This is a genomic window from Micromonospora sp. NPDC047074 (assembly GCF_040643815.1).
Taxonomy (GTDB): Bacteria; Actinomycetota; Actinomycetes; order Mycobacteriales; family Micromonosporaceae; genus Micromonospora.
The window spans coordinates 724,908-747,546 of sequence record NZ_JBEYVB010000001.1; the positions used below are offsets into that span (position 1 = coordinate 724,908).

General features: G+C 71.1%; 20 protein-coding genes. 7 read left to right on the plus strand and 13 right to left on the minus strand.

Annotated features, from left to right (window positions below):
* Positions 1 to 26 precede the first annotated feature (26 nt).
* The 6 genes from ABZ809_RS03395 to ABZ809_RS03420 form a co-directional block, all read right to left on the minus strand.
* A complete protein-coding gene (locus ABZ809_RS03395) occupies positions 27 to 857 on the minus strand; it encodes an HEXXH motif-containing putative peptide modification protein (RefSeq protein WP_357560741.1) in 831 nt (276 codons plus the stop codon).
* The gene (locus tag ABZ809_RS03400; protein ID WP_357560742.1) at positions 824 to 1,507 is read right to left on the minus strand and encodes a TfuA-like protein; all 684 of its coding nucleotides are present in this window, start codon (positions 1,505 to 1,507) and stop codon (positions 824 to 826) included. Before ABZ809_RS03400 ends, ABZ809_RS03395 begins: the two co-directional genes overlap by 34 nt.
* Positions 1,504 to 2,772 (minus strand): YcaO-like family protein, encoded by a 1,269-nt coding sequence (locus ABZ809_RS03405; RefSeq protein ID WP_357560743.1) that lies wholly within the window; start codon positions 2,770 to 2,772, stop codon positions 1,504 to 1,506. Before ABZ809_RS03405 ends, ABZ809_RS03400 begins: the two co-directional genes overlap by 4 nt.
* A 110-nt stretch (positions 2,773 to 2,882) precedes the next feature.
* A complete protein-coding gene (locus ABZ809_RS03410) occupies positions 2,883 to 3,053 on the minus strand; it encodes a hypothetical protein (RefSeq protein WP_357560744.1) in 171 nt (56 codons plus the stop codon).
* A 374-nt stretch (positions 3,054 to 3,427) separates the two neighbouring features.
* Entirely contained in the window at positions 3,428 to 5,704 is a 2,277-nt protein-coding gene (gene katG, locus ABZ809_RS03415; protein ID WP_357560745.1) for a catalase/peroxidase HPI, read from the minus strand.
* Between the two features lie 23 nt (positions 5,705 to 5,727).
* Positions 5,728 to 6,156, minus strand: a complete 429-nt coding sequence (locus ABZ809_RS03420) for a Fur family transcriptional regulator (protein ID WP_357560746.1) — start codon at positions 6,154 to 6,156, stop codon at positions 5,728 to 5,730.
* A gap of 259 nt (positions 6,157 to 6,415) precedes the next feature.
* On the opposite strand from ABZ809_RS03420, the gene ABZ809_RS03425 reads away from it, so the two are divergent.
* Complete coding sequence (locus ABZ809_RS03425; protein WP_357560747.1) at positions 6,416 to 9,385, plus strand: BTAD domain-containing putative transcriptional regulator; 2,970 nt, start codon at positions 6,416 to 6,418, stop codon at positions 9,383 to 9,385.
* A gap of 2 nt (positions 9,386 to 9,387) precedes the next feature.
* Entirely contained in the window at positions 9,388 to 10,296 is a 909-nt protein-coding gene (locus ABZ809_RS03430; protein ID WP_357560748.1) for an NlpC/P60 family protein, read from the plus strand.
* 167 nt (positions 10,297 to 10,463) lie between these two features.
* On the opposite strand, the gene ABZ809_RS03435 is transcribed toward ABZ809_RS03430, so the two are convergent.
* Both ABZ809_RS03435 and ABZ809_RS03440 read right to left on the minus strand, forming a co-directional pair.
* On the minus strand, positions 10,464 to 11,390 hold the full coding sequence (locus ABZ809_RS03435; RefSeq protein ID WP_357560749.1) for an endonuclease/exonuclease/phosphatase family protein: 927 nt from the start codon (positions 11,388 to 11,390) through the stop codon (positions 10,464 to 10,466).
* A 145-nt stretch (positions 11,391 to 11,535) separates the two neighbouring features.
* Positions 11,536 to 14,166, minus strand: coding sequence for a CHAT domain-containing tetratricopeptide repeat protein (locus ABZ809_RS03440; protein ID WP_357560750.1), 2,631 nt, complete (start codon positions 14,164 to 14,166; stop codon positions 11,536 to 11,538).
* A 192-nt stretch (positions 14,167 to 14,358) separates the two neighbouring features.
* On the opposite strand from ABZ809_RS03440, the gene ABZ809_RS03445 reads away from it, so the two are divergent.
* From ABZ809_RS03445 to ABZ809_RS03455, 3 genes are read left to right on the plus strand one after another with little or no spacing between them, the layout of a single operon-like run.
* Positions 14,359 to 15,669: a S8/S53 family peptidase gene (locus ABZ809_RS03445; RefSeq protein WP_357560751.1), complete on the plus strand. Its 1,311-nt coding sequence runs from the start codon at positions 14,359 to 14,361 to the stop codon at positions 15,667 to 15,669.
* A 31-nt stretch (positions 15,670 to 15,700) separates the two neighbouring features.
* On the plus strand, positions 15,701 to 16,339 hold the full coding sequence (locus ABZ809_RS03450; RefSeq protein ID WP_357560752.1) for a sigma-70 family RNA polymerase sigma factor: 639 nt from the start codon (positions 15,701 to 15,703) through the stop codon (positions 16,337 to 16,339).
* Entirely contained in the window at positions 16,314 to 16,778 is a 465-nt protein-coding gene (locus ABZ809_RS03455; RefSeq protein ID WP_357560753.1) for a hypothetical protein, read from the plus strand. Before ABZ809_RS03450 ends, ABZ809_RS03455 begins: the two co-directional genes overlap by 26 nt.
* Before the next feature lie 94 nt (positions 16,779 to 16,872).
* On the opposite strand, the gene ABZ809_RS03460 is transcribed toward ABZ809_RS03455, so the two are convergent.
* The 4 genes from ABZ809_RS03460 to ABZ809_RS03475 all read right to left on the minus strand — a co-directional run bounded on the left by ABZ809_RS03460 (position 16,873) and on the right by ABZ809_RS03475 (position 20,818).
* The gene (locus ABZ809_RS03460; RefSeq protein ID WP_357560754.1) at positions 16,873 to 17,925 is read right to left on the minus strand and encodes a hypothetical protein; all 1,053 of its coding nucleotides are present in this window, start codon (positions 17,923 to 17,925) and stop codon (positions 16,873 to 16,875) included.
* A gap of 220 nt (positions 17,926 to 18,145) precedes the next feature.
* Positions 18,146 to 18,862: an ElyC/SanA/YdcF family protein gene (locus ABZ809_RS03465; protein WP_357560755.1), complete on the minus strand. Its 717-nt coding sequence runs from the start codon at positions 18,860 to 18,862 to the stop codon at positions 18,146 to 18,148.
* Positions 18,863 to 18,968: 106 nt separating this feature from the next.
* Positions 18,969 to 19,535: a hypothetical protein gene (locus tag ABZ809_RS03470; protein WP_357560756.1), complete on the minus strand. Its 567-nt coding sequence runs from the start codon at positions 19,533 to 19,535 to the stop codon at positions 18,969 to 18,971.
* A 125-nt stretch (positions 19,536 to 19,660) separates the two neighbouring features.
* Entirely contained in the window at positions 19,661 to 20,818 is a 1,158-nt protein-coding gene (locus ABZ809_RS03475; RefSeq protein WP_357560757.1) for an FAD-dependent oxidoreductase, read from the minus strand.
* A 100-nt stretch (positions 20,819 to 20,918) separates the two neighbouring features.
* Here ABZ809_RS03475 and ABZ809_RS03480 point away from each other — a divergent pair, with 100 nt between their 5' ends.
* Positions 20,919 to 21,530 (plus strand): TetR/AcrR family transcriptional regulator, encoded by a 612-nt coding sequence (locus ABZ809_RS03480; protein WP_357560758.1) that lies wholly within the window; start codon positions 20,919 to 20,921, stop codon positions 21,528 to 21,530.
* A 41-nt stretch (positions 21,531 to 21,571) separates the two neighbouring features.
* Here the strand turns inward: ABZ809_RS03480 and ABZ809_RS03485 are convergent, their stop codons facing one another.
* Entirely contained in the window at positions 21,572 to 22,036 is a 465-nt protein-coding gene (locus tag ABZ809_RS03485; protein ID WP_357560759.1) for an SRPBCC domain-containing protein, read from the minus strand.
* 140 nt (positions 22,037 to 22,176) lie between these two features.
* Here ABZ809_RS03485 and ABZ809_RS03490 point away from each other — a divergent pair, with 140 nt between their 5' ends.
* Positions 22,177 to 22,602 (plus strand): helix-turn-helix domain-containing protein, encoded by a 426-nt coding sequence (locus tag ABZ809_RS03490; RefSeq protein WP_357560760.1) that lies wholly within the window; start codon positions 22,177 to 22,179, stop codon positions 22,600 to 22,602.
* The last annotated feature ends 37 nt before the right edge of the window (positions 22,603 to 22,639 follow it).

A 22,639-nucleotide genomic window follows, 5' to 3' on the forward strand; every position in this document is an offset into this window, starting at 1 on the left:
CTTCCGGTTCGGTGGGCAGCCGGGTCTCACTCCACGCCGTGGCTGCGCGTTGCCGGCACCGGTTCGGATTCCGCCCGCCGGTGCGGCTGACGCGAGTACTCGTCCAGCGCCTGCCACACGATCCGGCCCATCCGCGTCAGCGAAGGGTGGTCGCGGGTGATCCGAAGGCACCCGAGCAGGTAGTCGTACAGATACTCACTGCGGCTGCGGGCCAGCGGCGTGTCGTCGTAGCGGCTGTAGAAGATGGTGGCGGTGGCGGCGAAGTGGGCGGCGACCAGGACACCCCGCAGCGTCTTGCCTCTCGTGCCGGACGGCAGCACCAGGTCCCTGGGGGAATCGTCCGTCTCCAGATCGAAGGTCTCGGTGACGAAGTTCAACCAGACGTGCGCGAACTCGTGGACCAGGCTCTCCTCCAGCGGGAACGCCGTGGACCGGAAGGCCGACTCGCCGAAGTAGATCGTCTGCGGCACCAGGATGTTCGTGGCGCTGATCCGGCTGTCGTGCAGTGACATGTAACGGATGGGCACGGCCAGCAGGGATTCCCACTCCGGAAAGAGCTCCCGGACCCGGGCGCGACAGGCAAGCACCTCCGTGACCCGTTCGGGCGGCATGTCGTCGGCCCGTATCTCCTGGATCGGCGACCGTGACCGCCGCTGGTAGATTTCGGCCGCATTCCCGGGTACGAGGTAGTCGCCGAGGCGGGGAAACGCCTGCGGATCCGCGTTGTGGCGCACGGCGGCGACCGCCGCCATCAGGATCGGTGGACGGAACCCGGGTGCGATGAACGGCAACCCGCCGATCTCGGCGAAGAACGCGGCGGGGTTCAGCCCGCCGGACGGCTGGGGCGGGAGAGCCACGGCTTAACCTCCAGAAAGCTCACCAGGTCATGCGTCTTTATTCGATATGAATCGAAGTTCCGGAGCTCGTGTGACGCCTCGTCGGAGGAGAGACCGCCCATGTCGACGAGTGACTCCTTGAACAGGCGCAGGGTTCGTTCGCCGTACCAGCGCCGCTTGAGGAAGCCGGTGATCTCCTCGGCGGCGGTCATCGTGATCCGTCCCCCCGCGGCGAGCTGTCGCAGGGCCTCCCGGAGGTGGATCAGCGGCTCCGAGATCGGTTGGTAAGGCGCCTCCGCCGCGTGGACGAGCGTCACTTCGTCGTCGTCGAAGTTGGCGGTCTCCGCGTAGCGGCGATAGACCTTGCCGAAGCCCTTCATCCCGAGAGTGGACATCTCGCGGGCCCGGATGGCGCCCATCGAGGACAGCCCCCACACCTCCCAGCCCTGCTCCAGGGCGGAGCGAATCTCCGCGTGCCCCGTGGACGGATAGCTGTGGAACGTCCCGTCCACGATGGCGATGATGCCTGGCGTGGTTCCGGACGTCACCAGGTCGTGGACATCCCCTCGACGGATCGGCGGAAGAACCGCCACCCCGCCACGCGAGAACAATGCCGGATCGACCCCGAAGGCGGTGGGCCCGACATACAGGAGGGGTTTGCCCGTGCTCATCGACTGGCACCCACGAACCGGGCGAGCCGAGGTCCCACCCTCTTCAACGTCGGTTGGAAGAACTCCAGCTTCGGCACGATCACCCTGACCACGGCGAGGTCGGCAGCCGGCTCGGAGAGAAGCACCCGCAGGACCTGCCCGACACCCTCACGGCGCAACGCGTCGACCAGCAACTCGATCGCTCCATCGATGCTGGAGACCTCGCCAGACCGGTCAGGAATGGAACTGTAGGGCAGAGCGTCGGTCCGGTCGAGTACACGTGCCCGCAGACTCGCAGTGGCCTGTCGCTCCGCACGCCGGTCCTGCCCGGAGAAGTACTCGAACCGACTGGTCAGATCGTCCCGTCCGCCGTGAATGTACGACAGCCGGGACTGCGCGGCCTCGGAGAGACCCCGTACCGCCGCGATGTCCCGCACGATGTGCAGCCCGTTGCCGGACGAGATGGCGATGGGGGCGTCGTCCGAGGGTTCCATGATGAAACCCTGGAAGTACGGAAGCCCGTACCTCGACGCGGTGTAGCGCACGGCGCCCTGAAGTCCAGCGCCTTCTGTTCTTCGCAGCAGATCCGCCAGGTCCGACAGGTCATCGTCCACCACCACCCACCTCGACGAATCGCGGAAGTAGTTGAACGACTGGACGTCGCGTTCGATGACTTCGCAAAGACCGTGCAGGGTCGCTTCCCGAATTGAATTGCCCGAGCACAGGCCGTTCGTGCTGGTGCCGAAGATTTGCTGTCCCCGATTTTCGAGGAATGGCGAGAAGACGAGTTCGGCGGGCACCAGAATTCGGTTCCCGCTGATCATGTCCTCTGCTTCCACGCAGTCAATTGGGCCGTCCAGTTCTACCGGAACCTGCAGAACCGGGCAGAGGTCGACGAATTCGAAGCCCGCGTCCGGCTGGGCGGCAACTGCTCTTGGTGTGGTGGCGACAACGTCGATATTCCGGCGACCGTACTCGGCGTACGCGAACTCGATTGCCTCCATGTAGGCCCCGACTCGGGCCTCGGCCTCACGCACCCCCTTTCCCGCGTTCACGCAGAGGCTTCCCGGGGTGGCGCCGGGGCGAATGCTGGCAAAGATCGGAATTCCGATGCAGTCCAACCAGGTGGTGTCGGTGACCCGGGTGATGCCGAGTTTCCCGGCCAAGGCCTCGGCCCTCGACAGGGTGGTCTCAAGCGGAACCTCACGCAGGCTGGACGTCATCCGATGCAGGTGGGCCGCTGCTCCCCCGAGCGGCGGAGTCGGCGGTGCCGTTTCGATCGTCACGCGCGGACCTGACTGGCGCGACTGCATTGATCCACGCATCTCCTCCGGCAGGCCAGCTTGCCAAATGAGCGGGAGCCGCGGGTCTCCGCGGCTCCCGCCCCAATCGGTAGTCAGTTCGCGGTCTGTTCGGTGTCCTCGGTGCCACGGAAGTGGTTGCCATCAATGGCAACGAACCCCGCACGCATGACTCCCTCATCCTTCAGCGAGGCCATGAACTGCTTCGCGGCCGTCTCGTCCAGGATGAAGTCACCCTCGGACTCGAAATCCTTCTTCGGGCTCATTGGCGACTCCCTTTCGATGGTCACTGATCGGTGAAGGGAAATCTATCAACGGATCTGGGCCTCCGCAAGGACGGTGCGGGTAATTGCGCATCGAGTGTTGGCCCGAACCTACCGGGTGCGACGCTCGTGTCACCGTGGGTCCCGGCGCGCGCCCGGGCCCTGTCATCGCAAGCGCTCAACCAGCACTTTCTCTGCGAACTTCCCCGCGCCGCCGCCATCAGGATGACGAGCCCGTGCCTGGCGCGGTCCCATTTGGTTGTAGGGCTTTTGTGGAGTGCGGAAGAATGCGATGGTAGGTCTATTCCACCATCTTTGATAGACGAGCCCCGGTCGATCGCGGACGGATCGGCCGGGGCTCGTCGGTTGGGGTCGGGTCAGGCGAGGTCGAACCGGTCGAGCTCCATGACCTTGGTCCAGGCCGCGACGAAGTCGGCCACGAACTTCCCGCGCGCGTCCTCGCTGGCGTAGACCTCGGAGAGGGCCCGCAGCTGGGAGTTGGAGCCGAAGACGAGGTCGACCGCGGTGGCGGTCCACTTCACCTCGTCGGTGGCCAGGTCCCGGATCTCGTACACGTGCTCCTCGGACTCCGACGCCTTCCACCGGGTGCCCGGGGAGAGCAGGTTGGTGAAGAAGTCGTTGGTGAGCACGCCGGGCCGGTCGGTGAGGACGCCGTGCCGCGTCCCGCCGACGTTGGCCCCGAGGGAGCGCAGACCGCCGATGAGGACGGTCGCCTCGGGCGCGGTCAGGTCGAGCATGTACGCACGGTCGAGGAGCAGCACCTCCGGCTGGGTCTTCTCGCCGGGCCGCAGGTAGTTGCGGAACCCGTCGGCGCGCGGTTCGAGGACCCGGAAGGACTCGACGTCGGTCTGCTCCTGGCTGGCGTCGGTGCGGCCCGGGCGGAACGGCACGGTCACCTCGACGCCGGCGTCGCGCGCCGCCTTCTCGACGGCGGCCGAGCCGGCCAGCACGATCAGGTCCGCGAGCGAGATCTTCGTGCCGCCGGCGGCGTTGAACTCCCGCTGGATGCCCTCGAGGGTCTCCAGGACCGTCGCGAGCTGCTCGGGCTGGTTGACCTCCCAGCTGCGCTGCGGTTCGAGGCGGATCCGCGCGCCGTTGGCGCCACCGCGCTTGTCGGTGGACCGGAAGCTGGCGGCCGAGGCCCAGGCGGTGGCGACCAGCTGGGCGGTCGTGAGGCCGGACTCCAGGACCTTCGCCTTGAGGGCGGCGACGTCGGCGTCACCCACGAGCTCGTGGTCGACGGCCGGCACCGGGTCCTGCCACAGCTGGGCCTCCGGGACCCACGGCCCGAGGAAGCGGCTGACCGGGCCCATGTCGCGGTGCAGCAGCTTGAACCAGGCCTTGGCGAACGCCAGCGCGAACTCGTCGGGGTTCTCCAGGAAACGGCGCGAGATCTTCTCGTACGCCGGGTCGACGCGCAGCGACAGGTCGGTCGTGAGCATCGTCGGCTTGTGCTTCTTCGACGGGTCGTGCGCGTCCGGGATGATCGCCTCGGCGTCCTTGGCGACCCACTGCTTCGCGCCGCCGGGGCTCGTGGTGAGCTCCCACTCGTAGCCGAAGAGGATCTCGAAGAAGCGGTTGCTCCACTGGGTCGGCCGGTCGGTCCACGTCACCTCGAGACCGCTGGTGATCGTGTCCCCACCCTTGCCGCTGCCGTGGGTGCTCAGCCAGCCCAGGCCCTGCGACTCCAGCGGGGCGGCCTCGGGCTCGGGGCCCACGTGGTCGTCGGCGACGCCGGCACCGTGGGTCTTGCCGAAGGTGTGGCCACCGGCGATGAGGGCGACGGTCTCCTCGTCGTTCATCGCCATCCGGGCGAAGGTCTCGCGGATGAAGTGCGCCGCCGCGGCCGGGTCCGCGTTACCGCGGGGGCCCTCCGGGTTGACGTAGATGAGACCCATCTCGGTCGCCCCGACGCCGGTCGACATCTCCTTCTCGGAGACGTAGCGCTCGTCGCCGAGCCAGGCGTCCTCCGGGCCCCAGAAGATCTCCTCGGGCTCCCAGACGTCCTCCCGGCCGAAGCCGAAGCCGAAGGTCTTGAAGCCCATCGACTCCAGGGCGACGTTGCCGGCGAGCACGAGCAGGTCGGCCCACGAGACCTTCTGACCGTACTTCTGCTTGACCGGCCACAACAGCCGGCGGGCCTTGTCGAGGTTGGCGTTGTCCGGCCAGCTGTTGAGCGGGGCGAACCGCTGACCGCCGTCGCCGGCACCGCCGCGACCGTCCTCGATCCGGTAGGTGCCCGCGGCGTGCCAGCTCATCCGGATCATCAGGCCGCCGTAGTGGCCGAAGTCGGCCGGCCACCAGTCCTGCGAGGTGGTGAGGACCTCGATGATGTCCTTCTTGAGGGCGTCGACGTCGAGCTTGGCGAACTCCCTGGCGTAGCTGAAGCTCTCGCCCAGCGGGTTGCCCTTGGCCGAGTGGGCGTGCAACACGGAGAGGTCGAGCTGGTTGGGCCACCAGTCCCGGTTGGTGCGCGGACGGCCTCCGGTCTTCGGCGTCGGCGAGTCGATCGCCGGGTTCTCGCTCTCGCTGCCGTGCGCGGTGACGGAGTCGTGCGCGACCGGGCAACCGGCCGCCGCCTTCTTGTCCACGCCCTGCGCGCTGGAGGGGTTGTTGTCCTGGGTGTCGCTCATCTGCTTCCTTCCGAACTGGCGGATCACTGGGAGGTGCGTTCGGTCGCACAGCCGGGGCAGGTGCCCCAGTAGACAACCTCCGCCTCGTCGACCTCGAAGCCGTGGTCGTCGGAGGCGGTGAGACAGGGGGCATGGCCGACAGCGCAGTCGACGTCGGCGATCGCCCCGCAGGAGCGGCACACGACGTGGTGGTGGTTGTCCCCCACCCGGGACTCGTAGCGGGCGTTCGCGCCGGCGGGCTGGATGCGGCGCACCAGACCGGCGTCGGTGAGCGCCCGCAGCACGTCGTAGACCGCCTGGTGGGACACCGTGGGCTGGTCCATCCGTACCAGCGCGATCACCGTGTCGGTGTCGACGTGCGGGTGGTCGCGCAGCGCCGCCAGCACCGCCAACCGGGGTCGGGTCACACGCAACGAGACCGCCCGGAGCTGAGCTTCGAAGTCGGCCGTCATGCGTCGAACATAGCCCAGTCTTTTGGAATGAGTCTAGTTTTGCCTCGACATCATTTCCGTACATCTCGGCGCAGACCTGGTCGGCCGACCAGGCGGACCCGTCCGACGGCGACCAGTCGACGCGGGATGAAACCGGTCAAACCGCATGCTGGAGTCGTAAGTGCGGGTTTCCTTCTGACACGGCTGCGCGAGACCGGGGCTCCCAAGATTCACGCACCTGTCCTGTACCGGGCTGGGCGGTACTGCGAAGATTGACGATGTGGCAGGCGGTCCGCTCGATTTCCGGATCCTGGGCATGGTCGAGGTCCACCGGGGCGGACAACCCATCCCGATCAGCCGCCGCCGGGAGCGGCTCCTGCTGGGTCTGCTTCTGCTGGAGGTCGGCCGTGCCGTACCGGTCGATCGGCTCATCTCCCTGCTGTGGGAAGACGAGCTGTCCGCCGACCCGCGAGCCAGCCTGCACACCCACATGTCGCGACTGCGTAGGCAACTCGCGCTCGGCGGAGGCGATGAGCCTGGGGTGCGACTGCTCGCCCGGCACTCCGGCTACCTAGCCGACTTCGCCCCGGACACCATCGACGCGCACCGGTTCACCACCCTCGTCGGGCAGGCGCGTCAGTGCGCCGACCCGATCGAACGCGGGCGCGGGCTCGGCGACGCGCTGGCACTGTGGCGGGGCCCACTACTGGCCGACGTCGCCGCCGACCGGCTGCGGGAACGAGTCGGCGGCCGGCTGGTCGAACTCCGGCTGGCTGCCCTCACCGAGCGGATCGACATCGAACTCGCCGCCGGCCAACACCAGCGACTGATCGGTGAACTGGCCGCCCTGATCGCCGAGCACCCCGACCACGAAACGCTCACCGCCCAACTCATGCTGGCGCTGTACCGGTCCGGTCGACAGGGCGAGGCGATCCAGGCGTACCAGCGGCTGCGGGTGCGGCTCGCCGAAGAACTCGGCGCCGACCCGATGCTCGAACTCCGGGAGATGTACCAGGCGATCCTGAGCCAGGATCCCGATCTCAGCATCGGTCCGGTGCTCACCTCCGGCAGGATGGCCGCCCCGGTGGACGTCGCGCCGCCCACGTTGCGGCAACTCCCCCCGAACCGGGGCGAGTTCGTCGGCCGCGAGCCGGAGTTGGCGACGCTGCGTGGGGCGGTACGGCACGCGACCGAGCATCCGGACGCGACCGATCCGATACTGATCTTCACGATCGAGGGAATGGCCGGCGTCGGCAAGACCCGGTTCGCCTTGTACTTCGCCCACGAGCTGGTGGCCGAGGGCCGTTACCCGGACGGGCAGCTCTACGTCGACCTGCGAGGGTTCACCCCGGGGCAGGACCCAGCGACTCCGGCGACGGTGCTGGAGGAGTTCCTCAGCCAGCTCGGGGTGAGCCGGGCCGAGATCCCCGCCGGTCTGGCCGAACGCGCGGCGATGTACCGGCACCGGCTCGCCGGACGGCGGGTGCTGGTGGTGCTCGACAACGCCGCCGACGAGAGCCAGGTGCAGCCGTTGATGCCAGGCAGCACCGGAAGTCTCATCCTGATCACCAGCCGCAGGATTCTCGCCCTCGACGGTGCCACACCCATCGCCCTGGAGACCTTCAGGCAACCTGAGGCACTGCGGTTGCTCGCCACCATCGCCGGTGCGGACCGGGTACGGGTCGAGTCACAGGCGGCCGAGGAACTCGTCGCCCGCTGCGGCGGGCTGCCGCTGGCCGTCACCCTGGCCGCGCACCGGCTGCGCGCCCGGCCCGCCCGGCGCCTGGCCGACCTGGTGCTGCGGATGGAGGACGAACGACGGAGGCTCACCGAACTGTCGACCGGGGACCGCGCGGTCGAGGCGGTGTTCGCCCTGTCGTACCAGGTGCTCGACGCCGACCAGCGGCGGATGTTCCGGCGACTGGCCCTGCACCCCGGCACCGACTACAGCGCGTACGCCGCCGCTGTGCTCGGACAGGCCACCGTCGGGTACGCCGAGGCGCTGCTCGACCATCTCCTACGTGAGCACCTGCTGCAGGAGACCGCCCAGGGCCGCTATCGGTTTCATGACCTGGTGCGGGCGTACGCGCTGCGGTGCGCGCACGCCGACGAGTCCGGGACCGATCGGGCGGCGGCGCTGGTGCGGCTGATGCGGTGGTATCTCTTCGCCGCCGACACCGCCGATCGGGTCCTCGACCCGCCGCGCCGACGTCGCACCCTCACCGAAGCCGACGCCGCGGCGGTGCCGATCGTGTTCGACGACCCCGACGCGGCGATGGCCTGGTTCGAGTCGGAGCGGGCCAACCTGGTGGCCGTCGTGGAGACTGCCGGGACGCTCGGCGCGGACGCCGTCGCATGGCAGCTCTCCGCCGCGATGCTCACGTTCCTCTACCTCCGCAGTCACTTCACCGAGTGGTTGGCCGTGCACCGGACCGCGTTGGACGCGGCCCGCCGGGTGGGGGACCAGCCGGCCGAAGCCGCGGTGCTCAACCGGCTCGGTGTGCTGCACAGCAGCATGCACCGGCCTCGTGAGGCGATCGGTTACCACCGGCGGGCGTTGGCGATCCGCCAGGACCTCGACGACCAGGCCGGTCAGGCGTGGACCCTGAACAATCTCGGCGTCGTCCACAGTGACCAGGGCGGCTACCCCGAGGCGCTGGAGTGCTTCGCGGAGGCGGCGGCACTGTTCCGGCGCAGCGGGGACAGTCGGGGCGAGGGCCTCGGTCTGGCCAATCTCGGCGACACCCACCGCCGCCTCGGTCAGCCCAGGGAGGCCGCCGACTGTCTGCGGCGGGCGTTGACCGTGCAACAGAGGTCCGGTGACCGCGCCGGCTGCCGGTACACCCACGTCTATCTCGGGGATCTCCACCACGATCTGGGTGAGGACGACCAGGCGATGCGGGAGTACCGCACCGCCCTGGAGATCTTCCGGGAACTGGGCGACCGGCGTGGTGCCGCGACCGCGCTGGCCGGCCTCGGCCGGAGCCTGCACGCCACCGGTCAACTGGACGCGGCCCGCCGATGCTGGTCGGATGCGCTCGCCGGGTACGACGAGATCAACGATCCCCGCGCCGCGGACATGCGCCGTTGGCTGTACGAGGAAGCGGTGGCCACCGGAGCCGGCGGCAAGCCCGATGGCAAGGGTTCTGGCAACCCGGTAGGCGAGGCTACCGGCAGGGCGCCCGGTGACCATCGAGGCGACCTGCGAACGGGGCGACAGTTGGCCCCGAATCATCCGGCAGAGGAGTAACTGTGCTTCATCGATCACTTCCGCGCCTGTTCGGCCGGCTGTCGCTCGCCGCTTCGGTGGCCGTCGCCGGTGCGCTCGCGGTTCCGGCAACGGCAGCCCAGGCCGACCTGTCCAACCCCAGCATCACCCTCGAGGTCGGATGCGGTGGAGCACAGGCGGACATCGAGGTCAGATGGCTGAGCGCGCAGAAGATGAACATCTTCTGGAGGGCCGAGGACACGAAGTCCGACGGCAAGACCCCGGTCCTGAGGATCGCCGCCCTGAACCCGTCCGGCAGCGACGACTACGTCTTCGTCCAGAGCGACTCGACCTCCCTCAAGGTCACCGGCGGTGTGGGTTCGGTCAAGAGCGGCCACATCTACGACTGGAACCCGAGCATCGCCAGCGTGCTCGCCCTGGAGATCACCGTCCGGAACGGGACCGCGGACCAGGGCACGGCCTGCGAGTCCGTCAAGAAGGTACGCAACTACGCGCAGAACGCGTTGCGCTATGCGGAGACGCGGATCGGTGACCCGTACGTCTTCGGCGCCGAGGGCCCTGGTTCCTTCGACTGCTCCGGCCTGGTGTGGTGGAGCTTCAACCAGGTGAGCAACTTCCCCGGCTTCAGCGGCAACCGCAGTGCGCTGCAGATGTACAACTGGGTCCGGGACATGGCCGCCGACAACGCCGACACTCCCTGGCGCAGCGTGGACGCCATCAAGGTCAGCGCCGGGGACGTGCAGGCCGGCGACCTCATCTTCTACAACCAGCCGGCCTCCTGGGACGCCGACCCGATCGACCACGTCGGCTTTTACGCCGGCGACGGGAAGGTGCTCGACGCGCAGCGCGCCCGTGGCGTGAGCCAGCACACCGAGAACCTCGGGTCGTACATCGTCGCTCGCTACCGCATCGTCGGCGTCATCCAGGACTGACAGCCGGCTCGGTGGCGGGTCGTGACCTCCGATCCCGCTGTGTGTACGCCCCGGGTAATCCGTACCGACCGGAACCCCGGGGCGTCGTGCACCACCAGCACGACCACCTACCCGACCGTGCGGAAGGCGATCGAACCGCCGGACGACCGCGGTCGCCGACGCGCCGGTCAGTTGACGCTGACCGTCACCGTGCCGGTCACCACGCGGTGGTCCGAGCAGGCGCCGATCGTGCAGGTGGTCGGGATGGCCAGGGAGTCGGCGGTGTAGCTGCCGGCGAGCCGGTTCTCCCGTACGAAGATCAGGTCGATCTTGTTGCCGAGGCCGCACGGCCCGCCGGTGCTGCCGTCCGCGACGGTGGTCTCGCCGTAGCCGAGGCAGCGGGAGTCCAGGTCGTCCAGCTCCCGGTAGAAGCCGGTGTTGCCGTCGTTGTTGTCCACGTCGAGGCTCGGCGAGTACCAGTTGTTCAACCGGCCGTAGTCGGGCTGGGCGTTGAAGTCCCCGCCGATCAGCACCGTGTCGCCGTTCGTCGCGAAGGTCTCCAGCCGGCTGCGCACCGAGTTCAGCTGCTGCACGTTGATCGACGTGCCGTTGATGACCGTGTTCGACGGCGTGATGTGCGTCGTGCAGAACCGCAGGTGCGGCCGGGCCGAGAGCGGGGCGCAGAGCAGGGTCCGCCGCTCGGCGCTGCCGTCCGACGGCAGCGTGTGGCGGTTCGCCGTGCCCAGCGGCGCCTTGCTGAAGATGGCGTTGCCGAACGCCTGCCCGTTGCAGACCGTGTCGCGCGAGGGCTCGAATCGGGCGAAGTTGGTGGAGTCCTGCGGCCAGCCGGCGGCCCGCAGGCTGGCGACGATGGCCTGGTACTGCTGGTAGCAGAGCTCGTTGAGGCCGACGAAGTCGGCGTCCCGGGTGCGGATCGAGCCGGTGAGGGCCGGGATGAGGCCGTCGGTGGTCGAGGCCCGGTGCATGGTCCAGCCCGCGACGTTCCAGACCCAGAGGTCGTACGTCGCCGTGGTGGCCGCCGATGCCGGTGCCGCCGAGGTGAGAGCGAGGACGAACGCGCTGAGCGCGGCGACACAGAGCCTGACCAATCGCATGGGTCTCCTCCGTCGAACTGATCCTCACCGATTGATCGGAGATCATGGCACAGGCGGGACGTTCCGGCGACCCGTGCACAGTGGACCTCTGTGGAACCGGGTCGCGGCGTCAGCGCGGAGGCCGTCGCGGTGCCCGGCGGAGGTCTCAGCCGGCGCCGAAGCAGACGAAGGCCGCGGCGGTGGCATGGGCGGCACCCCCACCGGCGGTGTCGAACGCCTGCTGGGCATCCGCGAGCGCCACGGCTGGTGGGGCACCGGCGCGCATCCGCCGGTGCAGGTCCAGCATCAGCGCGGTGGTCAGGTCGGCCGGGACCGGCAACACCGTGGCGATCAGGCTGCGGGCACCGAGAGCCAGCAGCACGGCGGTGAAGCCCATCACCTCGTCGCCCGGCCGCACCCCGGAGAGACCGGAGTCGCAGGCGGAGAGCACCACGCAGCCCGGCGGGCGGGTCAGCCGTTCCAGCTCGTACGCGGTCAACGGCCCGTCGGCCAACTCCAGCGTGGAGAAGAGCGGGTTGTCGGCGCGGAAGGTGCCGTGCGCCGCGATGTGCGCCAGCCCGGTCCCGTTCAGGGCGTCGATGACCGCGTCGGCGGTGGCGTCGTCGCCGGTGAGCGGGCGGGAGCCGGGCAGGGCCGCGCCGAGCTGGCGTACCTCGGTCTCGGCGGCGGGCAGCCGGGGCCCGGCCACCAGCACCGGCGGTCCGGCCGGGACGGCCCGGCCGACGGCGCGCAACCAGACCGTCGCCGAGGGCGCGACTGTCACCGGCCGGCCGGCGCAGGTCGGCAGGCCCGGCCAGGGTACGGCGTGCAGCGCGCCGATCGGGACGATCACCAGCGGTCGGTCGGCCAGCAGGCGACGTACCGGGTCGAAGAGTTGCCGGTCCAGCGCGGCGGTGGCGAACTCGACGCCGGCCCGGGCGCTGGCCGAGTCGCCGGTGGTGACCAGCCGACGCAGCCCGAACCGGTGCCGGCGGGCCCGACCCAGCGCCTCGTCGAGCGGGCCGAGGTCGTGCAGGCTGGTCCGGCCGTCGCGGACCAGTACCGCCCGCAGCCGTGGCCCGTGCGCCACCAGCTCCAGCAGCACGGCGTCACCGAGCGCGGCGGCGAGGGCGCGCACCGGGGGCGGTGCCGCCAGCCCGCCGCCGTCCACCTCCCGGGCTCCGCCGTCCACCCCCCGGGCCAGTTCCCGGATGCGCTGTTCGAGCCGGGCCTGGCTGCGTCGCAGGGCGTGCACCGGGTGGCCGGCGAGCAGCGCGTCCTCCAGGGCGGTGCTGACCATCCGCAGCTCGGCCAGGGCGGTGGCCAGCTCGGAATCCTGCGGTGGCTGCACCGCGCGCATCCGCAGGGCGTTGGCCCGCCAGCGTTCCGTCCAGGCCAGCACCTGTGCGGGCGTGCCGGTGCGTACGGCGATGTCCAGCCCTTCGGCGGCCAGCTCGTGCCCGTACGCCCCGCTGTGCGCCCGCAGCTCGGTGGCGCCCAGGGAGGCCCGGTGGCCGTCGAGCACCGCCAGTCCCCGGCGCAGGGCCCGGGCCGCACCTCGCAGGTCACCGTCGAGCCGGCGGCGCAGGGCGAGCGCGTACCAGCCCTGGGCCCGGTGGGGCGCGGTGCCCCGGCGGTGCGCGCGGGCCGCCACCGCCAGCAACTCGGCCGCCCGGGCGGGCCGGCCCAACGCCTCGGCCAGCCGGGCGGCCTCGATCCGGGTGGTCAGCGCCGGCGAGGGCCAACCGGTGGCGTCGAGCTGCTCCGCGGTTCGCACCATGGCGGTGAGCAGGGCCGCCGACCGGGTGCCCCGGGAGAACTCGGCGCGCAGTTCGACGTGCCGGGCGAAGGCGGCCCAGATGCGGCGTCCCTGGCGACGGAAGCGGACCCGGGCCGAGGCGGCGGCCCCGGTGGCGGTGTCCAGGTCACCGGCGAGCAGCGCCGCCCGGGCCCGGGCCAACAGCGCCTCGGCGAGATCCGAGGCCATGCCCCGCCGCCGTAGCTCCGTCACGGCCGAGGCGGCCACCTCGACCGCCTCGTCGACCAGCGGCACCGAGAGCAGCAGCTCGAACCGGTCCAACAGCAGCGCCGGCCGGGGCACCGACAGCCGGCGGTACTCGTCGTCGACGGCGGCGAAGCTGCGCAGCGCGCCCGCGACGTCGCCACGCTGGCCGGCGGCGATGCCGATGTTCCAGCGGGTGTCGGCGGCGGCCAGGTCGAGCCCGAGCCCGCTGAAGATGGCCGCGGAGCGGAACAGGTCGTCGTCGGTGTCCCGGCTGGTGCCCCGGTGGGCGTTGAGCAGGCCACGGTTGTTGCGCGCCCGCGCCTCCAGCAGCAGGTCGCCCTCGCGCTGGGCGATCTCCACCGCGATGCCGTAGTCCCGGACCGCCTCGTCGAACCGCCCCCGGTAGTGCAGCACGACGCCCCGCTGCATCCGGGCCCGGCCGGCGTCGGCGCCGGTCAGGCGAGGCAGCGCCAGGGTCACCGCGCGGAGCGCCGCGGCGGTGCGCCCGGCGTTGGCCAGGACGTATCCGAGGCTCATCTGGGCCAGTGCCCGTACGCGGGGCGAGCCGGCGACCCGCACCGCCCGGCGCAGGTGCCGCAGGGCGCCCGGCAGGTCGTTGAGCTCCCGCAGGGCCAAGCCGATGGCGCGTTCGGCGGTGGATTGCTCGTCGGCGTCGAGGTGCCCGGCGGCGAGGAGCCGCCGGCCGATCGCGATCGCCTCGCGCGGGTAGCGCTGGACGGCGTCGAGTGCGGTCTGGGCCGTGCCGGCACCGGTAACGGTGCTGTCGGCCATGCCAAGGAGAATCCCGCAATCACGCTCCCCGGTCAATCGCGTCGCGTCGAGGTTTGTCCGCATCAGTCGCCTGAACGACGATCAATTGACATTGGACTATTCTTTGAAAATAATCGGCGGTGCCTCGGAGTGCGCTTTCGTAGCTGACCCGGCCCGTCGCCGACCACGCTTCTTCGACCGCCTGGAGGACCGGTGCCGTCTGACGACTTCCGCCCGTCACGCCCGCCCACCGGGTTGTCCCGCCGGCAGGTGATGGCCGCCTCCGCCCTGGCCGCCGTGGCGACGCCGCTCGGTCTCGTCGGGCGGGGCGGCCCGGCCGCCGCCAGCGAGTCGCCCGACGAGACCTACCAGCGGGTCTTCCTGGAGGCACTGGCCGCCGATCCCAACCTGCGCCGGTACGCCGTCCCCGGCCGGGAGTTCCTCTACCGGCCCCGGCAGCTCCTGGTGGCCCGCCCGGACGTGCAGCGGGTCGTGACCCGCCTGCGCGGCTACGGCTTTCCGGTCACCGAGGGGCCCGGATTCGCCGGTGTCGCCCGGCTTCTCTTCGCCGCCGAGACCGACATCCCGGCGGTGGTGACCAAGCTCCGCGACCCGCAGCAGTGGCCCGGGCAGCCGGCGCCCGTGGTCCAGCCCCACCATGCCCTGCTCGGCTTCGGCAACATCATGGGCAACCCCGGCGGCCCGCCCCGGGTGGCCGGTGCGCTGCCGGCACCGGATCCGAGACGCGCCGGTGAGGGCGCGGGAGTGACGGTGGGGATCTGTGACACCGGGATCTGGCGGCAGGCCGGCTCCTACCACCCGCAGTGGCTGGCCGGCAGTTACCTCGTCGAGGCCGACGACGAGGACGCGGTCTACGTCGGCGCGGACGTGCTGGCACTGCAGGGCGGCCACGGCACCTTCGTCGCCGGAGTGGTCCGGCAGGCCGCGCCGGGCGTACGTTTCGATCCCGAGGCCGCGCTGAACCCCACCGGCGTCGGTGACGAGGAGTCGCTGGTCGCCGCCCTCGGCCGGCTCGGTCCGCAGGCGTCGGTCGTCAACCTCTCGCTGGGTTACTTCACCCAGGACGACCAACCTCCGCTGCCGCTGGTCAACGCGCTGGCCGGGCTGCCCGGCAAGGCGGTGGTGGCGTCGGCGGGCAATGCCGGCACCAGCCGGCGGGCCTGGCCGGCCGCCCTGGACCGGGTCCTGGCGGTGGGTGCGGTGAGCGCCGGGCCCAGCGGCCCGGTTCCGGCGCCCTACAGCAGCTACGGGTCGTGGGTGGACGCCTGTTCCCTGGGCGACCGGACCAGCACCTACGTCCGGGGTCAGCTTCAGCTGCCGGGCCATCCGACCCGCTACTTCGACGGCTTCGCCGCCTGGACCGGCACCTCGTTCGCCACCGGCCACGTCGCCGGCCGGCTGGCCGCGCTGATGACCAGCGCCGGGCTCAGCGCCGAGGCGGCCCGGGCCGCGCTGGTCGCCGGCCCACGCTGGCATCCCGACTACGGCGTACTCGTCCCGTGAGGCCGGCACCGGCGCGCGGGGTGGTGTCCCGATGAGCGAACGCGGCACGGTCGGGCTGGTCGCGGCCGCCGCCTCCGGTGACGAGCTGGCGTGGGGTGAGCTGGTCCGCCGCTACACCCCGCTGGTGCTCACGGTGATCCGGTCCCACGGGCTCGACCGGGTCGACGCGGCGGACGTGAACCAGACCGTCTGGCTGCGGCTGGTGGAACACCTTGGCGGGCTGCGGGAGTCGGACGCCCTGCCCGCCTGGCTGATCACCACCACCCGCCGGGAGTGTTACCGGCTGCTCCGTCTCGGCCGGCGGACCCAGCCGTTCGACCCGTACGACGACTCGGTCGACGGGCACGTCGGTGCCCTCCTGCTGGTGGACCCGGTCACCCCGGACGAGGACCTGCTGCGCGCCGAGCGGCAGCAGGCGCTACGGGAGGCGTTCGCGCAGTTGCCGCCGCGCTGCCGGGAACTGCTCGCCCTGCTGATGGACGATCCGCCGGCCAGCTACCGCGAGATCGGCGCGCGGCTGGGCGTGCCGGTGGGCAGCGTCGGTCCGACCCAGGCCCGCTGCCTGCACAAGCTACGGAAGTGTCCGGCACTCGCCCCCTTCGTCGGGGCACGCCCGGGTAACGACGGGAGCGGAGGTGACCGGGATGGAGCCGTGGCCGCCAGCCGCTGACGACGACCTGCTGGCCGAGATGAGGGCCGCCCTGCGGGACCCGGGACCGGTGCCCGAGGAGTTCCTGGCCGCGGCCCTGGGGGCGTTCAGTTGGCGGACGATCGACGCCGAGCTGGCGGTCGCCGAGCTGACCTTCGACTCGGCCGTCGACGTGGAGCCGGCCGGTCTGACCCGGTCCACCGGCTCGGCCCGCACGCTGACGTTCCGTACCGGCCCGGTCGTGGTCGAGATCGAGGTGACCCCGACCGGCATCGTGGGGCAGGTCTCCCCGGCCTGGGGTGGCCGGGTCACCGCGCGGACCTCCGCCGGCCGGCACGAGGAGGTGCCCATGGACGCGGTGGGTTTCTTCTCGATGGGCACACCGCCCGCCGGCCCCGTGCAGCTCTGCGTCCGCACCGCCGAGTACGCGGTGGCGACCGCCTGGGTCAGTCTGCGCTGAGCCTGGAAGCCGACCTGGCCGGGGCCGGCCGGGCAGGCGGAAACGGAGGTCGCGGGCCCGGTCCGCGACCTCCGTTCACACCCCTGCGAAGGGGTTACCCGGCCCGCTGGGCCACCGTGATGTCGTACCGCACGCCGCCGAGGTCGGCCCGGGCGGCACCGGTGGTGTCCGGGCCGATCTGGGTCACGTTGACGGCGATCTTCTCCTGGGTCGGCACGGTCGCCGTGAAGTTGAGCGAGAAGGCGACGCGCTCACCAGGAAGCAGTTCCAGGTTGTCCAGACTGGCCTGGCCGATGTCGACGATCTCGATCTGGTTGCGGCCCACCTCGCGGACGCCCTTGCCGGCCTTGCCACCCTTGACCCAGCGCTCGAAAAGGGTCGGCCCGAGGTCGGCGACGAGCCGGCCACCGGCGACCTGGAAGGGTGCCCCGGTCTGGCTGAACACCAGGCTGCTGCGGGCCGCCCGGGTCAGCGTGTTGCCGATGGCGAACGGCCGGATCTGCGTCTGGCCGTTGGCGATCAGCGCCACCGAGTCGACGTTGCGCCAGGCGATGTTGTTGTTGTTACGGGTGTTGACGCCGATGTCCGGTCCCTCGAAGGTCATCGGGTCGTTCGGGGAGACCCAGCGGGCCAGCAGGCAGAAGTGACCCGGCCCGGGCACGTTGTCCCACGGGATGGTCACCGAGGTGACGCCCGGGTAGACCGGCACCGACATCCACCCGATCTGCGTCCACCCGCCCGGCCAGGCCGCCCCGCCACCGGGCGTGGTCCGCCAGACCTCGATCGCGCCCTCCTCCATGACGGCGGTGCCGTACGGGCCAGGGTTACGCAGCTTGACGAAGATGTAGTTCCGCTGCCCGACGATGGGGTTCTGGCTGGTCGGGCACTCGACGGCGGTGTGGCAGACCTTGATGTCCGGGCTCTGCCAGAGCGGGTTGAGCGAGTGCGGCTGGAGCCCCACGTCGGTGGACGTGTCCTTCATGTAGACGTCGACCGGGGCGGCGATGGTGGCGCCGTCTCCGCGGCTGCCCGCCGCGTCCAGTGGTGCGGCACCGGCCGCGGTGACGGACAACACCGTTGCCAGCGCCGCGCCGGTGAGCAGGGCGAGCGTCGAACGACGCGCTCTTCCCGCGAGTCTGGTGGTCACATTTCCTCCCGATGATGGGGGATCGCCGTCTGCCCCGAGGTGGTGGCGTGGGCGGGTGGACATCCTTACGGAGTCAGATCGGCGCGCATAGATACGTGTCCCGTCGGAGCGTGATGTCAGATGGCGGGAGTTGGTGTCAAACCGGCGAAAGCCACGTGACTGCCCGGATGCGGGTGTGCCCATGCGGCACGGCAGGTCCAGGCGACCGTGACGTGCGTGTTCACGCGCTGCGCAGCGCGTCCTCCACGGCGGTCTCGCGGCGGCCGAGGTGCACCGGGTCGCGACCGGACAGGAGATCCACGGCGGCCTTGACGCAGGCGCCGTACTCGCGGGTGGAGCTGATTCGCCAGGTCCTGTCGTACTGCCGGGCCGTCTCGTCGCCGACCCCGCTGGCGTCCACGCCGAGCCGCCGGCACACCGCCACGGCGCGCGGCAGGTGGAAGGACTGGGTGACCACGGTCGCCCGGTCCACCCCGAAGATCCGCTTCGCGCGGGCGCACGAGTCGTACGTGTCGAAGCCGGCGTGGTCCAGCACCACCCGCTCCGCCGGCACGCCGTTGTCGACCAGCCACCGCCGCATCGCGCCGGGCTCGTCGTAGTCCGGGTTCATGTTGTCGCCGGAGAGCAAAATCGCGCGCACCTTGCCGGCGTCGAGCAGCCGCCGGGCGATCTCCAGCCGGGCGGTGAGGAACGGCGAGGGGGTCCCGTCGGGGTGGACCTTGGTGCCCAGCACGAGGGCGACCGGAGCCGCCGGAACGTCCCGTTCGGCGAAGATGTGCCCCTCCGCGCCGCCGTGGATCCACCGCACGCTGGCCACGGTGCCACCGGTGAGCAGCGCCGCGACGACGACGGCCGCGACGACGGCGCGGCGCAGCCAGCGCACAAGCCCGCCGGCCGGACGCAGCCGCCGGAACGGATTGGAGAGTCGACCCCGCATCGGGCAAGTATCCCAGGGCCGCCCAACAACTGATCTTGCCTGTCGCTTGTGCCCCGCCGGGCTGTCGGGCGTCGCCCCCGTGAAGGCGAGCCCCGACATCCCGGGCCTACCCGGTCGCCCGTACGACCTTCGCCGACACCGTGGTCAGCCGCAGGCCGCGCACGGCCTGAAGTGTCTCGGCGCGCGGCTTCCCACAGCCGTCCGCAGGGAGTCCCGGCCGGATCCACCGGTCCTGTGCGTCCAGCAGCAGCAGGTTCGGCACCCAGGGCATCTCGAGGGTGCAGGCGTCGGTCGTGGACGTCTCGTCGGGCATGCGCAGCGCGGCGAGAAGCGCCGTCAGGTCGGTGGCCCGGCCCTCGGTGAGAACCAGGTCCTCGCCGCCGTCGGTGCGTCGGGTCGGCTCGAGCTGGCAGTGGACCGCGGCCACGGCCGGGAAGCCGGCGCCCAGGCGCGGCATGGTGAGGCCGGCCGGCGGGGGCCCTGCGAACTCCATCGGCGCGTCGACCTCGCAGGAGGTCCACCCGGACCGGACGGCCGGCGTGCCCGTCACCACCGCGACAGGCTGCGCCTCCTGCTCGCTTGTCGGTGCGTCGGCGGCGGTGTGCGTAGCCCCGCACGCGGCCAGCCCGGCGAGGGCCGTCACCACGGCAAGCTGTTTCGCGATCGTACGCATATCGCTCCTCGGCGGACGAAGTCCCCTTATTCGTACACTGTGCCCTCGTTCTTCCGCCGCTGAACCGCGGTCGCTCCCGCGGCGATGTCGCCGATCATGCTCGTGCCCTCGCGCCACGCGTGATCTCAGCGGTTCGCGCGTTCGATGCCGCGCCGGACGAGGCCGCGGATGCCGGGGAGCGTGATCGCCCGGATGGTCAGGTCGCTCATCCACACGTGGAACCGGCTGGGTGGCGCGTACTGGAGCATTCCGCGGCGGGCGAGCGCCTGCCGTTTGGTGGCTTCCGGGCGCAGCGCTGCCTCCCACCCGGTCAGCGCCGCCGGGATGTCGTCGCCGTGCCGCGCCAGGGCGGCGCCGAGCTGGTCGGCTCCGGCGAGCGCGAGGGCGGCGCCGTGCCCGGCGAAGAGCGTGACGCACCAGGCCGCGTCGCCGAGTAGCACGACCCGGCCGGTGCTCCATTGCGGCATGACCACCTGGCTGACCGCGTCGAAGTAGGCGCCGGCCGGGTCCTTCTCAAGATGGCGGAGCGCGTCGGGCACGCCTCCGCCGAGATCCCCGAACGCCGCGCCGAGCGCGTCCACCGGCCCGCGTCCCAGATCGGCGACCGGGTCCGGGCACCGGTACGTGAAGAACGCCGACGACCGTTGCGGGCCCAGGTTGACGAGTGCCGCCGTGCGCCCCGGACCGATGAACGTGGTGGCGGACGACTCCGGTACGCCTGCCACCGGATGGGCCAGGGGGAAGGCGCCCACGAGGTACGGAAGGTCGACCCGGAAGCCCGCACCGAACACCGCAGTACGGGTGGCGGAGTGCACCCCGTCGGCGCCGACCAGCAGGTCGGCGTGCTCCGTCGTGCCGTCGCTCAGCACCACCCGTACCCGGTCGGCGTCCTGGTCGACGGACGTGACGGTGGTGCCGAAGCGGATCTCGGCGCGGCCGCCCACCGCGTCGAACAGCGTGGACTCCAGGTCGCCGCGAAACACCGACAGGGCCCGCTGGCCGAGGGCGGCCTCGGCGACGGCGGACGGCACGGCGAACTTGGCCCGTCCGTCGTCCCGGACCAGCACGGTGGTGAACAGTCCCAGGTCGTGGGCGGCCAGCGCCGGAAGCAGGCCGAGGCGTTCGGCGGCGTCGTAGCCCGGCCCGATCAGGTTCACCAGGTAGCCGCTGCTGCGCCGGGCCGGGGCACGTTCCACCACGACCGTGCGCCAGCCGTCCTGTTCGAGCCGCAGGGCTGTGGCCAGCCCGGCTATGCCCGCTCCGACGATCACCGCACGTTTCATCCCACACTCCCGCACCTCAGAATGAGCGCTTGCTCAAATTAGTATGAGCAAGCGCTCATTCTGATGCAACACCGGTCGGGGCAGCGCCTAGAATTCGGCCATGCCACGCGGAGTTGCCATCCCGGAACCCAGGCAGCAGCTCTTCGCCGCCCTCGAACGGGTGATCGCCGGGGACGGCCCGACCCGGCTCACCGGCCGGGCCGTGACCCGCGAGGCCGGCGTCGCCACCGGGCTGCTGTACGCGCACTTCGCGAACTTCGACGACTTCCTGGCCGGGTACGCGGTCGACCGGACCTTCCAGATCTCCGGCGAGGTGGCCGGGCTACCGGGCCGGGCAGGCTCCGGCACGGTCGCCGGGAACCTGAGCGAGGCGCTACTGGCCACGCCGCGGGGCACGCTGCTGGCGTTGACCCGGCTGATGGCCTCCTCGCCGGAGCTGGCAGCGAACGTCCGGGCGGTACTCGGGGACGGAGCTGCCGGACTTCAGGCGATCGAACGTGCCGTCGCCGAGTATCTGGCCGCCGAGCAGAGACTCGGGCGGGTGCCCGCGGGGACCGACACGGAGGCGCTGGCCCTGGCGGCGGTCGGAGTGTTGCATCACGTCGCACTCTCCGGCGAGACCGGCCCGATGGCGGACACCCGGATCCGCCGCACCATGGCCGCGCTGACCGACGGCTTCGCCGCCGTCGCCCGGTCTTCGCGTACGCGGTGATCTCTGGCATCGTGATCGCCCGCCCTGGGCGCTGATGCCGGTCAGGGGCGCAGTGCCGCGTCGAGGCCGTTCAGCCGCAGCACGCTTCCGCCGCGCAGGTGCGCCAGGTCCGTGCTGCCGTCGCCCGTGTACCGGAGAAAGGCGACCTGTTCGGTCCAGTCCAGGCGGGTGCCGCCCGCCTCGCCCTCGAACCGGACGGTGACCAGCGAGGTCCAGCGCAACTCGCCGTCCACGACGGCCTCGTAGCCGAAGACGATCCGGCGGGTGTCCGCGATGTCGATGTACCGCGACCGGTACTCCAGCCGCTCGGGTGCCGTGTCCAGTCCCGTGAAGGTGCTGCGCGCGGTCTCACCACCGCCCACCCGGAAGTCGTGCTCGTACGAGGCTCCGCTGCCGGGGAGCCGGAACCACCGCCGCCTGGTCCCGGTGTCCGCGAACGCCGCGAAGACCTCGCCCGGCGGCACGTCGAGGTGCCGGGAGATCGTGAACGTGTCGTGCTGGACCATGGCGTCCTCCCGCTGTAACGGCCACGTACGGGCGGCCGCATATTGGTTACGATCAGTAAGAAACGTGCGCCCGCCGGATTTAGTCCGGCTCTCCCATACGCACTTCCAAGTCAGCTACCGACCCAAGAGGAACGAAGGCCATGACGAGCGCTCTCGGCATCGAACTCGCGCGGCGCGGGGTCGCGCCGGACTGCGTACAGACGATCGAGCTGGCCCGCGACGTGCTGGCGCGGGTGGGTGACAAGTGGACGCTGCTGACCATCACGATGCTGGCGACCGGCCCGATGCGCTTCACCGCGCTGCACGATCAGGTCGTCGGCATCTCGCAGCGGATGCTCAGCCAGACGCTGCGCTCCCTCACCCGCGACGGACTGGTGACCAGGACCGCCTATCCCGAAGTGCCGCCGAGGGTGGAGTACGCCCTGACGCCGCTCGGCCGCTCACTGAACGAGGCCGTGAACGGGCTCGTGCACTGGGTCCGTGACCACCAGGGCGACATCGTCCGCAACCGCGACCAGTTCGACCAGGCACCCGCTGCGGGCACGGCCACCCCGTCCCACGGGTAGCCGTGCCCTGGGCGGACGGCCTGGTCACCTGGGGAAC